Here is a 17,368-nt window from a genome sequence, read left to right as displayed (position 1 = left end):
CGCTTAAGCTAGATTTTCCAACCCCGAGTAAAGCTACCTTACTCGGGGTTTATTTTTGTCTCTAAACTAAGCGCCGTGTACAATCAATCCAACTCTTATTCCTAACGCATTCAGCTTTCTATGTCCTCAACTACGACAAGTACACAACCAACACTTGCAAAACAATTATTTACGATGACTTGGCCAATGCTATTTGGCGTTCTATCTTTAATGAGCTTTCAGCTTGTAGATAGTGCGTTTATCGGTCAGCTCGGCGTTTTACCTTTGGCCGCTCAAGGTTTTACTCTTCCGTTGCAAATGGTCATTATCGGCATTCAAGTCGGTTTAGGTATCGCCACGACCGCTGTCATTTCTAAAGCGCTTGGTGCGAATGAAAGTCGTTATGCCAAACAGCTCGGTGGCTTAGTTTTGATGATTGGCTCAATCGGCGTAGCCGTTTTTGGAGGGCTAATTTGGCTTTTGCGCTACCCCATTTTATCTCTATTAAGTGCTCCAGAGTCTGTGATGCCGATTATCGACAGCTACTGGCCTTGGTGGCTGCTAAGTTCATGGACTGGCGCGGTTTTATATTTTTACTACAGTATTTGCCGGGCTAACGGCAACACCATGTTGCCTGGCACAATGATGATGGTGACCAGCGGCGTGAACCTTGTGCTTGATCCACTATTTATTTTCACGTTTGACTTGGGTATTAACGGAGCCGCAATAGCAACCATCGTTGCTTTTGGGTTTGGTATTTTAGTCGTCGCGCCTCGCGTAAAGAAGAATCATTGGGCAACAACGCAGTGGCAAGACCTCAACGTAGCTAAAAGTGTTGCGTCTATCGGTAACATCATGGGACCTGCGATGATCAGCCAACTGCTGCCTCCGTTGTCGTCCATGTTAGCAACAAAGTTATTGGCAAGCTTCGGGACTGCAGCAGTCGCCGCTTGGGCGCTCGGTTCACGCTACGAATTCTTTGCTATCGTTTCGGTGTTAGCGCTGACAATGTCTATGCCCCCAATGGTCGGGCGCTTACTTGGCGCAAAGAACTACCAAGATATCCAATCGCTAGTCAGTATTGCCGTAAAATTCATTCTGGGCTTTCAACTTTTGATCGCAGCCATTACGTTTGCCGTCGCAAACCCACTTGCACTACTGATGACCAGCGATGTTCAAGTAGAGCAAGTATTAGAAATGCATTTGCTGATTGTTCCCATCAGCTTAGGTTCACTAGGTGTATGTATGTTGATGGTTTCTCTTTGCAATGCATTAGGTAAGTCTTACACCGCGCTCACCATTTCAGCGCTACGCTTGTTTGTCTTTTTCCTTCCTTGCTTATGGGTTGGCGCTCAAATGGGGGGAATCCGAGGTCTACTGTTAGGAGCTTGTATCGGCAACATTCTGGCGGGCATTTCCGCTTACCTAACCTATCGACAAACCATACGTAAACTCGCTGGCGCTCAAGCAAACGCATAACAATACATGGTTAAAATAAAGCCCCTTTGATTGGGGCTTTATCGTCTTGAAATGTTATCGATTTAGGCGAGTTTTAATTCATTGAAGAGCTCAAATAGCTGATTCGATTTATAAGGCTTAGGTAAATAAGCATCCATACCTGCAGCAAAACAGTTGTGAATGTCTTCTTCCAAAACACTCGCGGTGAGCGCAATAATGGTCGTTTTCTCACGCCCGGCTTTCTTTTCCCAACGACGAATTTCTTTCGTCGCGGTCAGTCCATCCATCACCGGCATCATACAATCCATTAAAATTGCATCGAATTCTTCTCCCTTTGTGATGGCTTCCAACGCTTCTTGTCCATTGCTTGTTATCAAATAGTCATATCCTGCTTTATCCAGAAAGAAACTCGCGATTTTCTGATTCATCAAGTTATCCTCCGCGATTAAGATCCTCCTGTGAGAGCGCGACGTTCGATATTCAGACTTTGGAATACTATTAGTGACAGCGTCACTTGAAATGTTTTTTTCTACCTTTGCTAAATCGTCAATGACATGCTTAAATCGATTGCCAAGAAAAGGCAATGTGAGTACAGCATGTACTCTTTCTGCATTGTCGTAGGGAGTGGATAGATGATGCTGACAAATAATCACACGACGAAGATCATATTTGAGTGACAATTCATCTAAGGCTTCATCCGTATTGGAGTCGTCACTATGGCACAGAAATATGACATCAAAGTCATCGTTTATTGCTTTTACTTCATTAACATTATTCGCACCAAAGAGATTGATTTTCGCTAATCGACACTCTTTCAAAAGTTGATCAGCGTAATCGTAATTTGTGCAGATCAAGAGCCCTTTATTTATCACGTCCGAGCGCCAGCCAAACATCGGAATAACGTCAACCTCAATAGAGAATTCAAAGCATGTGCCCACTCCTTTGGTGGATGTCGCTATAAGCTGCCCTCCCATCATGGATACCAGTTGACGACAAATTGCCAATCCCAGTCCCGTTCCACCGAACTGCCTCGACACCCCTTCATCTTCCTGAGTAAAGGGTTCAAAAATCGTCGTTAACTTATCTTGTTCAATGCCTATCCCGGTATCTTCGACTTTAAACATCAGCGTTCCGCGCTCGTTCTCCGGTAACTCGTCATAACTGACATCAACACGTATATGACCGATTTCGGTAAACTTGACCGCATTCGATACCAGATTCGTGATGACCTGCTTGATTCGATGATCATCAACCATCACTCGAGTTGGAATGTTTTCAGCTAAGTTAATCCCCAGCTCTAGCTGTTTAGATGTGGCTTTGGATTGAAATAAAACCATCGACTGGTACACCACCTCTCGGATATCGGCCTCGACTAACGACAACTCCAGTCGACCAGATTCGATTTTAGAAAGATCCAAAATATCGTTAAGCAAGGTAAGTAATGTTTGAGATGAAGAGTCAATGTCATCAACGACTTCTTGTTGATGGGAAGATAACTCGCTTTGAGAGAGTATTTCCGTCATGCCCATAATACCGTTTAGGGGGGTACGTATTTCATGCGACATGTTAGCAAGAAATACTGATTTAGCGCGATTAGCAGACACTGCTGACTCTTTAGCATGGAGTATTTCGTCTGTTTGTCTCTGCTTTTCTTCAACCACTCGATTAACTTGCTGAGCGAAAATAGTCAGTTCATCACTGCCATCGACTTTGACTTTCGTCTGTTTCTCTTCATCGTTGATCAGCGCCGTTAAGGTATGAATAATCGCATCTAGTTTGCTATTAACCCGAAACCAAGTGCCAAAGCCAAGCCAACAAAGCATGACGATAACCAAAATAACGCCAGAGGTAATCATCGCAATATTGGTCTTTTGTTCATGAACTTGTGTTAGGAGCGACTGCTCTGTTTGTTTCGTGAACCCATCAATGAGTACTTGCAAGCGTTGCACACGGAAATCGAGTTCTCTCAAATACGCTTCATAGTCACTACGTGACATGTCCCCTGACATTAATCGCCCACGAGATGCCAAATTTCTCTGATATCTCGGCGACGTAAACAAGCCTAGCAATTTATCAACTTGATCGTATGACCCTCCTAAATTTAAAAACGCATCCAAATTTTGCTGCTGTCGATCAATAGCCTGAAAAAACAGACTCTGACTCAACCGACTCTTAGGATCTTGAACTAGGCGATGTGTCAACCAGGCTTCTTTCTGTGTCCAAAAAGACAGCTGAGCAAGGTAAGCAATAAAATTCTGCATTCGAATGCCGTCCTCACTGCCATACCACTGATGATTTTGTAGCAAAGAGCGCGACATATTTTGAAGCAGTTGAAATGCCCAATCGCCAAGGTCATCCATCTCGTCCAACCTACCGGATAATACCCCTAGCATGGCCTCTTTCAGCTCATCAGCATATTCAGCGGTATTGGGGTTACTGACGAATTTTTGATGCATGGAAGAAATAACACCGTCTTGTTCTTCTATATTAAGTGCGGCTGATGCTTGAAGCGTAGGCTGGCGGCGTGCTTTCTCTATGGAGTATATAAAGTGAGAGGCTTGGGATATCAACTGGAAACCTTGGATATTGATTACCGTTTGATTGAGACGGCTTACGCGCAACGCATTGTCAGAAAACTGCTGAACTGCAAAAACCACTATCACCACCGTGGGTAATAGTGCGAGGAGTGCTAAGCGTGTTTTTATTGATAATCTCAACATCCATCAGCCCAATGGTTGATCTCATCCGATTATTTAATACTAGACTAGTTTCTAGCATTGAAAGGCATATACGACATGGTTACTTTAAAACAACATTCACCTACCAAAACCATGGTCATTCCGCTTATTTCGCCATCGGTCAATGAAATGGTAATTGTGACTCGAATCATACTTTTTGATCTTCAAGCTGAGTACAAACAGTGAAGTTTCACTCATACCTAAGATGCACATCACTTTTCATAAAATTCCAAACCATATGTTCACCTATTTCGTTGCCTTATCGAGACAAATCACACAAAAATGCAAACGAATTAACAGTGACAACAAAACTAATTTGAAAACACACATTATCATCGCGAAAAAAGTGGATGACTTTTTAAATGTCAATACGTGAAAACCACCGCTTTAGTCACATTAATTCACCACTAACACGACCTTAACTAGTGTTTTACACTGGATTTAATTTTCCTAGCAGAATAAGGGCTCCGACCTTAGAATCCGCACACATAACTATTACAACCCGATTACATAACCCACCACACTCTTGCACGCTGCCGAAGAGGCAACAGCAGAGAGTATGGTTAGCCCCCAAAACGTGAAAGGTCTAATACAACAATGAGTCCAGAGAAATATCTCCAAGACTGGCAAACTAGCCAAACGATTGCTGAATCTATTTCCCCTCTAATTGGTAAGCTATATCGTCAAAAAGGAATCGAAGTGGTTCTGTTTGGTAAAACGCTTATCAATGCTACTACTATAGACATTCTCAAAACTCATCGCGTTGCAAGACGTTATACAGGCAGCCCACTCTCACTTGAGCACACGATGCCTATCATTCAAGCGCTATGTGAAATGAGCATTTCTTCGTGTCGTGTCGATGTTGGCCAATTGGCAACTAAGTACTGGAATGAACATGACGATACTGCCTCTCTAAATGATTTCCTTATCACTGCACTTGATGGCGCACGCGATGCAGACTCTTCATTGAAAGCGCGTGATGTAGTTCTTTACGGTTTTGGTCGCATTGGTCGACTACTAACTCGCCTTCTAATCGAGAAAAGTGGCCCAGGTTACCCACTACGACTGCGAGCGATTGTGGTTCGTGGCGGTAAAAAAGGCGATTTAGAGAAGCGTGCTAGCTTACTGCGTCGTGACTCAGTCCACGGTCAGTTCAACGGTAGCATTGTGATCGATGAGGAACGTAAAGCTCTGATCGTTAACGGTAACTACATCCAAATCATCTACGCAAACAATCCAAGCGAAGTGGACTACTCTGCTTACGGTATTAACAACGCGCTTGTTGTTGATAACACAGGTGTTTGGCGTGATTCTGAAGGCCTAAGCCAACACTTAGCGTGTCAAGGTGCAGAGAAAGTGCTGCTAACGGCACCAGGTAAAGGCGATATCAAAAACGTTGTATTCGGTGTAAATGAATCAGTTATTCAAGAAGATGACACCATCATCTCTGCCGCGAGCTGTACCACAAACGCAATCACGCCGGTTCTTAAAGCGCTGAATGATAAATATGGTGTCCTTTCTGGTCACATCGAAACCGTGCACTCATACACAAACGACCAAAACTTGATCGACAATTTCCACTCTGGTGACCGCCGTGGACGTAGTGCTTCTCTGAACATGGTTCTAACTTCAACTGGCGCAGCTAAAGCAGTAGCAAAAGCACTGCCAGAGCTAACTGGTAAGCTAACAGGTAACGCAATTCGCGTACCGACACCAAACGTTTCGATGGCAGTCGCTAACCTAAACTTAGGTGAAGACGTAGACCGTGATTCACTGAACGATTACTTGCGTGAAATGGCGTTGAACTCTGAGCTTTCGGCACAGATTGACTACACCGATTCAACAGAAATTGTATCAACTGACTTAGTTGGCTCTCGCCATGCAGGCGTCGTAGATGGTCAAGTGACTATCGCACAAGACAAGCGTTGTGTACTTTACATCTGGTACGACAACGAATTCGGTTACAGCTGCCAAGTTGTGCACTGTATGGAACAAATGATGGGTGTTCGTTATCAAACATTCCCTCGATAGGTGAACTTTGCTCCACAACGTTAACCACATAGCGTAACGGACAATATCTCATATTTGTTCTAAATAATAAGCGCAAAGCGCATTACTAATATTTTTCCCCGTTTATACGCCTGATCACCCTCAGGCGTTTTTTCATTTCGCTCATTTGACACTCTCCGGACAAAGTGAAGGCTATCATTCATGTTTTGTTCATGTTCACAGCATTAATCTGAACACATGAATTACAGAGAGGTCATGATTATGAATCGGATTATTGTTACCGCACTGGCACTGATTACGGGCTTTTTTACATTAGTATTTAGCTTGATCATTGCGATTCCGTTGACCATCGCAGCATTGATTACAGGCAAGCGTATTGAGAAGCGCGTGAAGAAAATGCAGAAAGAAATGCATGAAGAGTATGAATTCAATACTGGTAAAGCCGATGCTATCGAAGGTGAGTTCGAAGAGGTTCGCCGATAAGTAAATAGAATTTATATAAGTTTCTCTCCCCCGACTGCTCCTGAGAAACTTCTTGCTTTCACCCTGTCTTTACAATGGCAGGGTGCTTTTTACAAAAAAGGCAGACACCTAGGCTGCCTTTAATATTTTGTTGTCTTTGCAAATTTATACGGTTACGACCACTCGAAGTGCCAATAGCATGAGAACAATCCCTGACAAACGATCAATTAACACTGCTTTAGAACGAATTCTGTCAACCACTTTAGAGCTTGATAACACTAGGGTGATAAAGGTATACCAAAGCCCGTCCACAACAAATGGTGTAGCAACAATGATCATTTGATTGCTCAAATCATTACCTAGCGCTACAAACTGACTGAATAATGCGATAAAAAACAAGGCAATTTTGGGGCTTAAAATCGAGATAAAAAAACCTTCTCGAGCAGACTGGCTTACCGTTGTTTCTTCGCCTGACTCCAACTTCGCCGCCACACCGCCTTTCGAACGCAGCGCATTGAACCCTAAATATGCAAGATATGCCGCGCCTGCAAGGCTGATCGTCTTGAACAACATCGGGCTTTGCTGCAAAACAACAGCGAGGCCAATCAGCGTAATAAACGCATAAATGCCAATTCCAAAAGCGTGTGCCCAAGCCGTTGCCAAACCATTGATGCGTCCACCAGCCAAGGCATGTTTTGCCACAATCGCTAGGCTAGGCCCAGGTGACATAGCACCGAGTAAACACACGGTAAAAAGTGATAACCAAACTGTTAGTGTCATAAATAACCTCTCTCCATTTGAATTCAATCTATCAATTGAAGAGCTATAATTTGAAATCAAAGTTTCGCATAAAAGTCATGATTTAAAATCATAGCCTAATGGATGGAGTATTCCGATATTTTCATCACCGCGTGGATTTGCTCTCGCACCCATTGATGAGCTGGATCATTGTCGTATTTAGGATGCCACATCAGCCAGTATTCATGGGTAGGTGTCTCAAAAGGAAGCGCTTTATGAACCAAAGGCCAGTGCTTGGCCAAATTATTTGCAATGTGCTCCGGAACTACCATCAAGTGCTCACTTGAGACCAAACGATTTACCGCCGCAGAGAAAAAAGGCACTTTAAAGGTAACATGACGCATCAGCCCCCTGTCTTTTAGTGCCATATCAGTACTTGAGTCTTTGTCTCCCCCACCCGTCACTTGAATATGCGAATGACTGATGAGGTCCTCTATAGAAATCGAAGCCTTACCAGCTAAAGGGTGAGACGCCTTCATCAAACAAACTGACTTATCAGAACCAATATTGATGCTAGATACACCTTCAGGCTGAGTGGGATACATAGAAGAAGCAAGATGGATTCCTAACTCGTGAAGCTTATCGATAAAATCTAGTTGCCACAGTCGATACGCCAAATCCAATTGTGGTGCTTGTTCACCTAAGTGAGATGCAATATCGGGCAAAACGTATTGTGCCACGTAATCACTTGAGGCAATAACCAGCTCGCCTTGCCACAGTTGCGGCTCAAAAGGTTTGTCATCGAGTAAATGGTCAAACTCAGCCAGTAACGCATCAAGCTTTGATTTTAATGCTATTGCTCGCGGGGTTGGTATCAGCTGATTACCTTGACGAATAAGCAGTGGGTCACCACACAGATCGCGCAATTGTGCAAGCTGTCGGCTAACCGCAGACTGAGTAATGTGCAAACGTTCTGCAGTTCGGCTGACATGACACTCTTCTAAAAGTACATGCAAGGACCTAAGTAGATTCAAATTGATGTTGTTTAACATACCGGCTCAAGAAGGTTTAATAAATAATGGCACCCATGATGCTTATTTCACAAACTGGTTGCCAGTCGTATTAAAGAACTCAGCTAAAACGGTATGAGTCATGAGGTGCCTTAGCTCTGGGTAACGTTGAATTTGATCTCTGATTTCGTTCAAACGAGTCATCGTAGGTACTTCGACAAAAACCATCATATCCGTTTCACCACTGATTGCATGGCACCATTTTACGCCATCGATTTTGTATAGTTCGTCGGCATATGATTCGCAATAATACGTGGATGTAGATTTATCGAACTTTAGAGCAAAATAAGCACAAATCGAGTCCCCGCCTGAAGAGGCAATTTCAGCGTGATACCCGAGAATCACTTTGTCATGTTCTAGCTTACGAATACGAGCCGTCACCGCAGAACGAGAAAGGTTCACTTTATCCGCAATTTCAGTCACCGACAGCCGAGCGTTGTGTCGGAGAAGATCCACAATCTTGTGATCAAACTTGTCCATATACTTACCAAGCTTTCCTTATTTTTCTCATTCTATACCGATTCTAACTGCATAAGAAACCAACATTTTGTTGGAAATATTTAAAACAACCGTCATATTGACGGTTCAGTAAATCATTTTGTTATTAAGATTTTGGATATGCTATTTGGTAAGCATGAGATGAGCACCGTTATCCATTCAAATAAAAGAGCGATAACGCATTGAAATCAAATACGCTTCTTATGCACTCAGCGCACTAGCGGGCTCATTAAACTCCAATAAATGAGATAATTAGAAGCCACAAGCGTTTTCGTCATAAGTCCTACAACATTGGATGAATCAATTAGCATGGAACAGCTCAAAAAAGACATTTCACTCACATCCGGTATCGCCCAACTATCCACAACATTAATGGGAACGGGGCTTTTTATGATACCAGCCATTGCAGCAGGCATAGCGGGCCATTTTTCACTATGGGCTTGGATTTTATTGTTCATCGCGATTTGTCCTATTGCGCTGACTTTTGCTCAACTGGGTAAACGATACCCCAACGCGGGCGGAACAGCCTTTTTTGTACGCAAAGCCTTTAACGCCAAACTGGAAAGTAGTGTCGCTTGGCTATTTGTTAGTGTCATTCCGGTAGGGGTTCCGGCCGCGATTGCACTCGCCGCAGGCTTTCTACAGCAAATATTGCCAGAGCCTATTAGCAATAATCTGTTTGCACAAATTCTAACGGTATTACTTCTTGTGTTCGTCAACTTGATGGGCACTAAGTCATCAGGTCATTTACAAACTCTTATTGCTTTGAGTGTCTTTGCGCTCGTTGGCACATTTTTATGGAAAGGTGACGTTAACAGCGCCGATCTCGTGATGCCAGCTATCACACAAGAGTCAATTTGGCCTATTACCGCAGCGCTTGGCGTGATGTTCTGGTGTTTTGTTGGCATAGAGGCTTTTGCTCATATGGGGGAAGAATTCAAAAACCCTCAAAGAGACTTCCCTATTGCCATTATTGTCGGTTGTTTTGTAGCGGGAGCTACGTACTGGGCTTGCTCTGTTGTTATTTTAAAGTTTGGTGCATATGGTAATGCTCAATTCGATAATGCATCGATTCCATGGTTGAGTGCTCAACTACTTGGCGATGGGGCCAAATGGATAATCAGTTTGATCGGATTCTCCGCTTGTTTCGCGAGCGTTAACTTATACACACAGAGCCTAGCGCGAATGGTCTGGGCTCAAGCTCGGGAACATCGTCCTTACAGCCCACTAGCCAAGATTTCGCGTCGTGGTGTCCCTTTCTCAGCCACCTTATTAGTTGGCGGCGTACTGCTAATATCTTGCGTGATAGGAACGCTATCGCAGCTCGATCTGGAGTTTTTCCTAAAACTAGCAAATAGTGTATTCGTTTTGGTTTACATGTTGGCGATGTTAGCCGCTTATAAATTGCTCCGTGGGTTTGGTAAAGCGCTTGCGGGACTTTCTCTACTGCTTTGTACCGGTGTTTTTATATGTTTAGGCTGGTCGATGTTTTATGCACTTGGCATTTTCACTCTACTTTTACTGCCTTGGAAACAGTGGCGACATAAACGACAAACACGCGCAGTTGAATAGTCACCGCTTCCCATGTCGAAAAATTTGGGCTAAACGTTGGATACCAGCGTCTATGTTCTCTAACGCGATATTACCGTAACCAAGCACGGCACCATGCCAGTGACGTGCTTGGAAACCTGGATGTTCATAATAGCTCAAAGGTCGCAAGATGATCCCTTCATGTTCTGCCAGTTTTGTAAAACGCAGCTCATCCATACCGTTTTGCCATTTCAACGTAATATGAAGTCCCGCCGCTTGGCTAACGACGCAAACACTGTCGCCAAAATGCTGTTGAATGGATAAATGCATCTGTTCATGCTTGGTTTTATATAGTCGGCGCATTTTTCGGATATGGCGCAACAACCCACCCTCGGTAATAAAATCTGCCAACGCTTCTTGAGTGTGCGTCGGTGAATCACCACTTAACGCATCTTTAACCACCAAACATTGCTCTACTAAACGTTCAGGAACCACAAGGTAGCCAAGCCGCAATCCGTTAAACATCACTTTACTGAAGGAACCCACATACAACACGCGATCATCTCGACCCATTTGAGCTGCTAGCCCCTGTAAGCTGGTGTAGGGACGATGAGCAAACTGAAATTCGCTGTCATAATCATCCTCGATTATCCAACTTGATTGTTCGACCGCCCAGTTGATGATCTTTCCTCTTTGCTCGGTATTGAGTGTGGTACCCATCGGATATTGATTACTTGGTGTGATATACAGCGCATCGGCATCGCTTGAGGTCACAGCTTCCACATCAAAACCTAATTTCTCTCTTACGAACAAAGGCTCAAATTGATAGTTTTGGAACTGAACCAACTTCCGCATTTGCGCGTAACCTGGTTGCTCCATCAGAACCTTATCACCTTGTTTTAGAGCTACCATCGTCGCGATTGACAACGCTTGCTGTGCCCCAGAGGTAATAATAATGCGCTCTGGAGAACAATTCACTGAACGGCTTGATGCGAGGTAGTCAGCTAAAGCACAGCGCAATGCCCAACTACCCTGAATATCTTGATTCCCCAACAAGCAAGTACGAGACATATGGCGAGTGAGTAACTTTTGCCACTGTGCCATCGGGAAAGCGTCCAGATCCGGCACACCTGGTGCAAATGCAAGGTTGATATCAAAGTGAGTTTTCGGTGATGAGTCTCTCTGAACTGAATTAGGTTCAGGCAAGTACTGCTCCGGCAGTTCTACGGCAACATAAAAGCCAGAACCTTTTTGGCTGTTCAAGTACCCTTCCGCCACTAACTGTTCGTAGGCAGAAATCACGGTATTCCTACTTAGATTAAGCGCCTGTGAAAGCTTCCGCGTAGAAGGCAACTTCCCATTCTTCACCCACAATCCTTGAACAATTTTCTTGCGAATAGCAAAAAACAACGCTTGCTGACGCGTTCCATCACTTTCTTTTAAATGTAGGTCACCGATATCAATCAAAGACAAACTGGATCCATCCATTAAATAAAACTGGCTCTCTTTAAGCTACCAGTTAAGCGCTACATTGCAATCAAAGAATGAGGGTCAAGCGCTCGTAATCGTGAGTAAACAAGGAGAGAAAATGCTATCCAACACCAATAGAACGGAAATTAAGAAAGGCGCACATAAAGCAGTCTATGATGTTAGCAAACTGCACGCCATCATAGATGAAAGCCTAATCGCTCATATTGCGATAACCAACGAGTCAGGCCCTGTGGTCATCCCTATGCTGGCATGGCGTGTCGATGATTACGTGTATATCCATGGTGCCAACAACAGTCGACTGTTACGCTCACTCAAACAAGGAGTGCAAACGTGCTTAACCTTTACTTTGTTTGATGGTTGGGTATTGGCTCGAAGTGCATTTCACCACAGTGCGCATTATCGTAGCGCCGTGGTCTTTGGCCAGTTTGAGATGGTGGAGAATAACCAAGAAAAAGACAGGTTGCTGAATCACTTTATCGAACAGATCGCTCCAGGGAGAACAAAACAAGTCCGTTTGAGTAATGAAAAAGAACTCAAAGCCACCATGCTACTGCGTATCCCGCTCACGGAGGCATCAGTGAAAATCAGCAATTTTGGCGTCAACGACGACGCAGAAGACATGGACATTCCTGTTTGGGCAGGTGTCCTACCCTACCGAACCGTCGTAGGTCCACTGCAAGCTTGTGAAGATTTGTATGAAGGTATCGCTGAACCAGACTACCGCAGTGCCTACTCTAATCGTTGGCAGGAATAAGCACCGTAAAACGTGCGCCGCCTAAGTGACTCTCGCCGACAGAAAGTTCCCAACCTAATTGCCTCGCTGCACTGGTAGCGATGGCAAGCCCTAAACCAAAGCCTTTCACGTCGGCGTTGCGGCTTTTGTCTAAACGCGAAAATGGCATAAATACTTCTTCTCGCATCGCTTCAGGTACGCCCGGACCATCGTCCTCAATATCGATGCTCCAGCAATCCGCTACCATTCGAATCGTCACCTCAACGCAGGATTCACCGTAACGCTTGGCGTTTTGCAATAAATTATCGATGACGAGGTTACCCAAAGTAGGCTGAAAGTGAATCAATTGGTTCGCGAGTTCATTTTCCGCTCTCAACATGGCGGACTCTAAGCCTAAGTAATTCATACGGCTTTTGCACCAAAGTGGCAGTTCCATGGTTTCAACAGAATCGACCCAGGAGTGGTTTTTCACACTCAAGCGAGACAGCATGACGATGTCGGACGTTAAATCCGTCACTACATCAACGTATCGTTCAATATCGTCATGTAACTCTGCCTGCATTTCACCACTCGTGCGCCTAGCTAAATCCGTCGCTAGCTGAATACGACTCAGCGGAGTGCGCACTTCATGAGGAATAGCTTGAGTAAAGATGTGTGTTTGACGTACTCGTCTCTCAATCTCTTCAGACATGTTGTTGAAGCCTTGGGCGAGCTCTTTCACGGGTTGCGAAAATTGCTTTAAATCGACTCGCGTATTCAACTCACCATAACCAAATTGTTGTTGTGCAGCCGTTAGTTGTCGAATTTGGCGGTCAAGACGTCGTACAGGTATGTAAACCATAATGCCTAAACTGCACACAACAACCAAAAGTAGAGTCAGTATAAATACAATCTCAGAATCTTCATTCCAATCAACATCTGGGCTAAAGAAATCCGTTTTTTCTTTGAAAACTAAACTCTTCGAGGTGTTAGGTAAAGGGAATACCGCGGCATAGGTACTGCCATCAATAAGATAAACAGGTATCCCTTGTATTCGGTACAGCAGCTTACAATCTCGACAAGGCGGTGATCCGTCCCAGTTTTCAACCAATGTTAAATCAAAGATAAAGAAATCTTGCTTGCCGTTTTCGGTTAACTTCTTATAGAGAGAATCCGGAGTGCCTCGTTGCTCAATGTATTGATCGACAAAATAAGCACCATCACTCAAAAAAACACCGACTTCTGTTTTGCGCATGTACTCTTCCCCCATAAAGAGAAACAAAGCAACAGTCAGCGCAAGGCCAGTAACTAACCCCACATATAGACGAGTAAACAGGGAAAACATGCGTCATTTACCTGTCAGCATATAGCCGTGGTGACGTATGGTCTTAATGGTAGCAGTATGGATATGAGCCTTAGAGAATTTCTTCCTTAGTGAGGATATACGCATATCAATCGAACGATCAGTAATGCAGTATTCAATGCCTCTGGCAAGACGGCAACATGATTCACGAGATACTGGTTTATCGACATTCAGCATCAGGAGCTCTAGAATTTCAAACTCAGAGCTCGTTAAACCAATATCTTTTTGCAAATAAAATGCTTGGGAGCGACGAAGACAAAGGCTAATGCCATATCGGCTCAGCTTTTCTTCTTCAACGGTATCAACTTGACGACGATAGCGACGCAACGCCGCTTCAATACGGGCGAGAAGGATATTGCCTTTTATCGGTTTGGTAAGGTAATCATCAGCACCGAACTTAAATAAGCTCACCTCGCTCATTTCATCATCGGTTGCAGTCAAAACAATGATAATCCCATGATAAAATTTACGTGCCTCTTGGCATATTTCTGCGCCATTTTTTCCCGGCAACATCAAATCTAACAGCACTAGGTCCGGATTGAGTCCGTGAATCGTTTCTAATGCATTTTGACCGTTGTCGATAACGGTTACTGTATAGCCTTCGGCTTCGAGGTACATTTTGGTTAATCGAGCAATCTCAGAGTCGTCTTCTACCAGTAAGATTGTATTGCCCACCATGAATCATTTACTCCACCAATATGATGGAGGGAGTATATCGCTCGTCCTATACTGCGCAACCCACTTAAATGATAATTTTAATAAAAAGCGGGCTTACATACGCTTACAAACCATACATATACGATAATCCTAATCATTCCACGCCCCTAAAACCATGCAATAACCTGATGTTTTATTTATTAGCAGAATATAGCTTCACATAAAAAATAAATTTCGGAACAAAAATCTACTACATTTTTAAATATATCGAATGATAGTCCTTACCAAAAAACAATGTCGATATATATGACTTGGTTTGCTTATATAGACAGGACTTTATGTTGCTTCTAAGTTTCTTGCTCTAATAAAGTCTACGAGTAACATGAAATGAGATATTCCCAATTAACACCTTTAGCCATATTTTGCGCGATAAGTCTAACTGCTTGCGGCGGCAGTGAATCTAATTCGAAACCATCGACAACGACACCTCCAACACCACCAGCGCCAACATTGAGCACTGTCACAATCCCAACTGTCGTTTCTACAGAGCTTCCAGCCAAGTTAAAAGTGGCTGCTGATGCGGGCTTCACCCACTATGTGAAAATCTCCCTTTCTGAAGCAAATAACAATGATACATTTCACATTGTGGCTGTTGATGATGGTGCGAATAATGAAAAAATCTTTCGTGCAGCCAAAATCATACAACACCTTCTCACAAACCAACCAGACTCTAAGTACGGCGCTGACAAGTCTCGTATCGCTAAGACATTAGCCGAGCGTGATGCCACACTAATGCTGACCGAAAACGACGAACAGAATGATGAGATGCTAACCAAAATCTTCATCAACGAACTGATTCGCCAAGACAAACTGAACGATGCAGTGACAAACTCGGGCTTAGCACACTCTTTTGATACGAGTTCTCTAGAAAAGTTTGTTGTAAGCATGATGGTACTTAACGAAGAAGATATGGATACACTTGTCACATCTATCGTGGCAACATTAGTAAATAGTAAAGAAACACCAAACTGGCTAAGGAACAGCCAATCTCTGATGTATCGAGAACTGACAGTTGAAGGCGATTGCCATTACATGAGTAATTTTGCCGATTACTGTGCCAATCTTGGTAAAAAAGCCGAACGAGACGCCGCTTTTGAAGAAATTTTACACTTGGTCCAAGCGCAAGGTATTGCACCTAACACGGGGACTGCGGCACTGCAAAATGACATTCAAGCTCATGCGTTAAAAATCTATAACGATATTCAAGCGGGCAAACCGACGGTGTGGCGCCCAACTCAGTATGACTGGGACGATTGGAAATCGGACGACTTCGATCCTGAAAGTGTTAAACAAACGGGCCCTTCATATTCTCACGAATACTTTGCTGCCGCTTTTGAAGCTTACATGGGTGTAGCAAAAGCAAACGGACAAGGTTTAGATGGCTACCAAGCGTTAACACGTGAAGAAATGCAAACTCAAGATCCACAAGCCGTTGATTGGATCAGCGGCTTATTCCACGGATACTTGCAATACACCGCGAACATCGACTCTGCGGGCGTCAAACTTTACACAGAAAAGACAAATCCAGGCACTGTGCCTACCTTCCGTATGGCTCCCAACAAAGACGGCTTGATAGAAGCATACACCTACAAATCTCAGTGGCTGACAAGAGTGAAGATCATTGGCGACGACGCAATGAATGTCATCGGTAATGACCAAGACAATACCTTTGAAGGCAACTGCAAAGACAACAGCATTTATGGTGAAGGTGGTATCAACACCTATATCGTGCCACACAAACTGGCAGAATGTACTGTTATCAAAGCAAAGAGCGTTTCTGTTAAGTGCCCGAGTACAGGCTCGGATGAGTTGTACGACATTCAAAAGATCCAATTCACCGACCAAATCTTAGATGTAACCGAGCTATAAACGATGAAAAACATGAAGAAACTTACTCTATTCGCTCCCCTACTCCTTGTAGGTTGTGGTGGCCTAGCTGTCATGGATCGTACTGATGCCGTAAAAGCACAACCAGAAATGCTGATCAAAACCGACGGAGATTTTTGGGGATTCGGTGCAGATGGTCATTTTGATTTTGCTGGTAAGTACAAAGGCAACTATTCACGCAGTGCTTCTAACTCAAGTTGGTTTAACCATATCTCTTTCAAAGAAGGTACGATGGGCGCAGAAGTTACTCGTATCGACAACGGGGAAACTTGGCTTCTGAGCTGCTCTGGAGGCGGTATGTCGGTTAACTACATGGGCGTCGATTTTGGTGGGAATGACCCTTACACCTGTGATATCACCCAAGATGGCGTCAAAGTGGGAGAATTTGCCATGGAGCCAAAATCCGCTCTCATCGACATCAGCTTTGAGAAAAAAGAGACTGGCGTAGTGCGTATTGGCAGCACCCACTTTAATGTAGAAACCGTACATACTAGTCCCGACGCCATGATGGCGGTAGACATTCCATTGGGTTATAGCTTTAAGGAAGGCACACAAGAAATTGCCGCTGTGCAGACGAACGGTACCATTGCGGTACAGATGCTCCCAGAACTTAGTGAACAAAAAAAGGATGTGATTGCCATCGGCGCTGTTGCAAGTGCACTAAGCTGGCGCCCTAAGAAATAGCTATTACATTAAACAACACCACACAAAAAAT

The 17,368-nt window shown here is 43.9% G+C and carries 14 protein-coding genes; 7 read left to right on the top strand and 7 right to left on the bottom strand.

Annotated elements, in window-relative coordinates; genetic code table 11:
• Positions 1-120: 120 nt before the first annotated feature.
• Positions 121-1,458: an MATE family efflux transporter gene (locus MSG33_RS01610; protein ID WP_065646232.1), complete on the top strand. Its 1,338-nt coding sequence runs from the start codon at positions 121-123 to the stop codon at positions 1,456-1,458.
• A 62-nt stretch (positions 1,459-1,520) separates the two neighbouring features.
• Here the strand turns inward: MSG33_RS01610 and MSG33_RS01605 are convergent, their stop codons facing one another.
• Positions 1,521-4,157: an ATP-binding protein gene (locus MSG33_RS01605; protein ID WP_248379574.1), complete on the bottom strand. Its 2,637-nt coding sequence runs from the start codon at positions 4,155-4,157 to the stop codon at positions 1,521-1,523.
• 615 nt (positions 4,158-4,772) lie between these two features.
• Here MSG33_RS01605 and MSG33_RS01600 point away from each other — a divergent pair.
• Both MSG33_RS01600 and MSG33_RS01595 read left to right on the top strand, forming a co-directional pair.
• The gene (locus MSG33_RS01600; RefSeq protein WP_248379573.1) at positions 4,773-6,206 is read left to right on the top strand and encodes a glyceraldehyde-3-phosphate dehydrogenase; all 1,434 of its coding nucleotides are present in this window, start codon (positions 4,773-4,775) and stop codon (positions 6,204-6,206) included.
• 240 nt (positions 6,207-6,446) lie between these two features.
• Positions 6,447-6,668, top strand: a complete 222-nt coding sequence (locus MSG33_RS01595; RefSeq protein WP_005397748.1) for a hypothetical protein — start codon at positions 6,447-6,449, stop codon at positions 6,666-6,668.
• A gap of 144 nt (positions 6,669-6,812) precedes the next feature.
• On the opposite strand, the gene MSG33_RS01590 is transcribed toward MSG33_RS01595, so the two are convergent.
• From MSG33_RS01590 to MSG33_RS01580, 3 genes are all read right to left on the bottom strand, one after another.
• Positions 6,813-7,427, bottom strand: a complete 615-nt coding sequence (locus MSG33_RS01590; RefSeq protein ID WP_046875874.1) for a LysE family translocator — start codon at positions 7,425-7,427, stop codon at positions 6,813-6,815.
• Between the two features lie 95 nt (positions 7,428-7,522).
• Positions 7,523-8,437, bottom strand: a complete 915-nt coding sequence (locus MSG33_RS01585; protein ID WP_065646227.1) for a LysR family transcriptional regulator — start codon at positions 8,435-8,437, stop codon at positions 7,523-7,525.
• A gap of 42 nt (positions 8,438-8,479) precedes the next feature.
• Entirely contained in the window at positions 8,480-8,935 is a 456-nt protein-coding gene (locus MSG33_RS01580) for an Lrp/AsnC family transcriptional regulator (protein ID WP_005396378.1), read from the bottom strand.
• A 327-nt stretch (positions 8,936-9,262) separates the two neighbouring features.
• Between MSG33_RS01580 and yjeH the strand changes: the two genes are divergently transcribed.
• On the top strand, positions 9,263-10,525 hold the full coding sequence (yjeH, locus tag MSG33_RS01575) for an L-methionine/branched-chain amino acid transporter (RefSeq protein WP_006741172.1): 1,263 nt from the start codon (positions 9,263-9,265) through the stop codon (positions 10,523-10,525).
• Here the strand turns inward: yjeH and MSG33_RS01570 are convergent, their stop codons facing one another.
• Complete coding sequence (locus MSG33_RS01570) at positions 10,526-11,971, bottom strand: PLP-dependent aminotransferase family protein (RefSeq protein WP_248379571.1); 1,446 nt, start codon at positions 11,969-11,971, stop codon at positions 10,526-10,528.
• Positions 11,972-12,071: 100 nt separating this feature from the next.
• Here MSG33_RS01570 and MSG33_RS01565 point away from each other — a divergent pair, with 100 nt between their 5' ends.
• Positions 12,072-12,728 (top strand): pyridoxamine 5'-phosphate oxidase family protein, encoded by a 657-nt coding sequence (locus MSG33_RS01565; RefSeq protein WP_248379570.1) that lies wholly within the window; start codon positions 12,072-12,074, stop codon positions 12,726-12,728.
• On the opposite strand, the gene MSG33_RS01560 is transcribed toward MSG33_RS01565, so the two are convergent.
• Both MSG33_RS01560 and MSG33_RS01555 read right to left on the bottom strand, forming a co-directional pair.
• Entirely contained in the window at positions 12,709-14,031 is a 1,323-nt protein-coding gene (locus MSG33_RS01560; RefSeq protein ID WP_248379568.1) for an ATP-binding protein, read from the bottom strand. The genes MSG33_RS01565 and MSG33_RS01560 overlap by 20 nt on opposite strands.
• Before the next feature lie 3 nt (positions 14,032-14,034).
• A complete protein-coding gene (locus MSG33_RS01555) occupies positions 14,035-14,727 on the bottom strand; it encodes a response regulator transcription factor (protein ID WP_025546713.1) in 693 nt (230 codons plus the stop codon).
• A gap of 366 nt (positions 14,728-15,093) precedes the next feature.
• On the opposite strand from MSG33_RS01555, the gene MSG33_RS01550 reads away from it, so the two are divergent.
• Positions 15,094-16,635 (top strand): hypothetical protein, encoded by a 1,542-nt coding sequence (locus MSG33_RS01550; protein ID WP_248379566.1) that lies wholly within the window; start codon positions 15,094-15,096, stop codon positions 16,633-16,635.
• A gap of 12 nt (positions 16,636-16,647) precedes the next feature.
• Positions 16,648-17,337, top strand: coding sequence for a hypothetical protein (locus MSG33_RS01545; protein ID WP_041853146.1), 690 nt, complete (start codon positions 16,648-16,650; stop codon positions 17,335-17,337).
• Positions 17,338-17,368: the final 31 nt, after the last annotated feature.

Source organism: Vibrio sp. 1CM7H, assembly GCF_023161645.1.
Classification (GTDB): domain Bacteria; phylum Pseudomonadota; class Gammaproteobacteria; order Enterobacterales; family Vibrionaceae; genus Vibrio; species Vibrio diabolicus.
The sequence above is the reverse complement of the archived record's forward strand: the minus strand, read 5'-3'. Positions and strand labels throughout refer to the sequence as shown.

What these genes read in the sequence shown, in the direction of transcription:
- MSG33_RS01605 (WP_248379574.1), bottom strand. Translation starts at nt 4,157, where the DNA reads ATGTTGAGATTATCAATAAAAACACGCTTAGCACTCCTCGCACTATTA.
- MSG33_RS01555 (WP_025546713.1), bottom strand. Translation starts at nt 14,727, where the DNA reads ATGGTGGGCAATACAATCTTACTGGTAGAAGACGACTCTGAGATTGCT.
- MSG33_RS01585 (WP_065646227.1), bottom strand. Translation starts at nt 8,437, where the DNA reads ATGTTAAACAACATCAATTTGAATCTACTTAGGTCCTTGCATGTACTT.
- MSG33_RS01545 (WP_041853146.1), top strand. Translation starts at nt 16,648, where the DNA reads ATGAAGAAACTTACTCTATTCGCTCCCCTACTCCTTGTAGGTTGTGGT.
- MSG33_RS01610 (WP_065646232.1), top strand. Translation starts at nt 121, where the DNA reads ATGTCCTCAACTACGACAAGTACACAACCAACACTTGCAAAACAATTA.
- yjeH (WP_006741172.1), top strand. Translation starts at nt 9,263, where the DNA reads ATGGAACAGCTCAAAAAAGACATTTCACTCACATCCGGTATCGCCCAA.
- MSG33_RS01560 (WP_248379568.1), bottom strand. Translation starts at nt 14,031, where the DNA reads ATGTTTTCCCTGTTTACTCGTCTATATGTGGGGTTAGTTACTGGCCTT.
- MSG33_RS01580 (WP_005396378.1), bottom strand. Translation starts at nt 8,935, where the DNA reads ATGGACAAGTTTGATCACAAGATTGTGGATCTTCTCCGACACAACGCT.
- MSG33_RS01600 (WP_248379573.1), top strand. Translation starts at nt 4,773, where the DNA reads ATGAGTCCAGAGAAATATCTCCAAGACTGGCAAACTAGCCAAACGATT.
- MSG33_RS01565 (WP_248379570.1), top strand. Translation starts at nt 12,072, where the DNA reads ATGCTATCCAACACCAATAGAACGGAAATTAAGAAAGGCGCACATAAA.
- MSG33_RS01595 (WP_005397748.1), top strand. Translation starts at nt 6,447, where the DNA reads ATGAATCGGATTATTGTTACCGCACTGGCACTGATTACGGGCTTTTTT.
- MSG33_RS01590 (WP_046875874.1), bottom strand. Translation starts at nt 7,427, where the DNA reads ATGACACTAACAGTTTGGTTATCACTTTTTACCGTGTGTTTACTCGGT.
- MSG33_RS01570 (WP_248379571.1), bottom strand. Translation starts at nt 11,971, where the DNA reads ATGGATGGATCCAGTTTGTCTTTGATTGATATCGGTGACCTACATTTA.
- MSG33_RS01550 (WP_248379566.1), top strand. Translation starts at nt 15,094, where the DNA reads ATGAGATATTCCCAATTAACACCTTTAGCCATATTTTGCGCGATAAGT.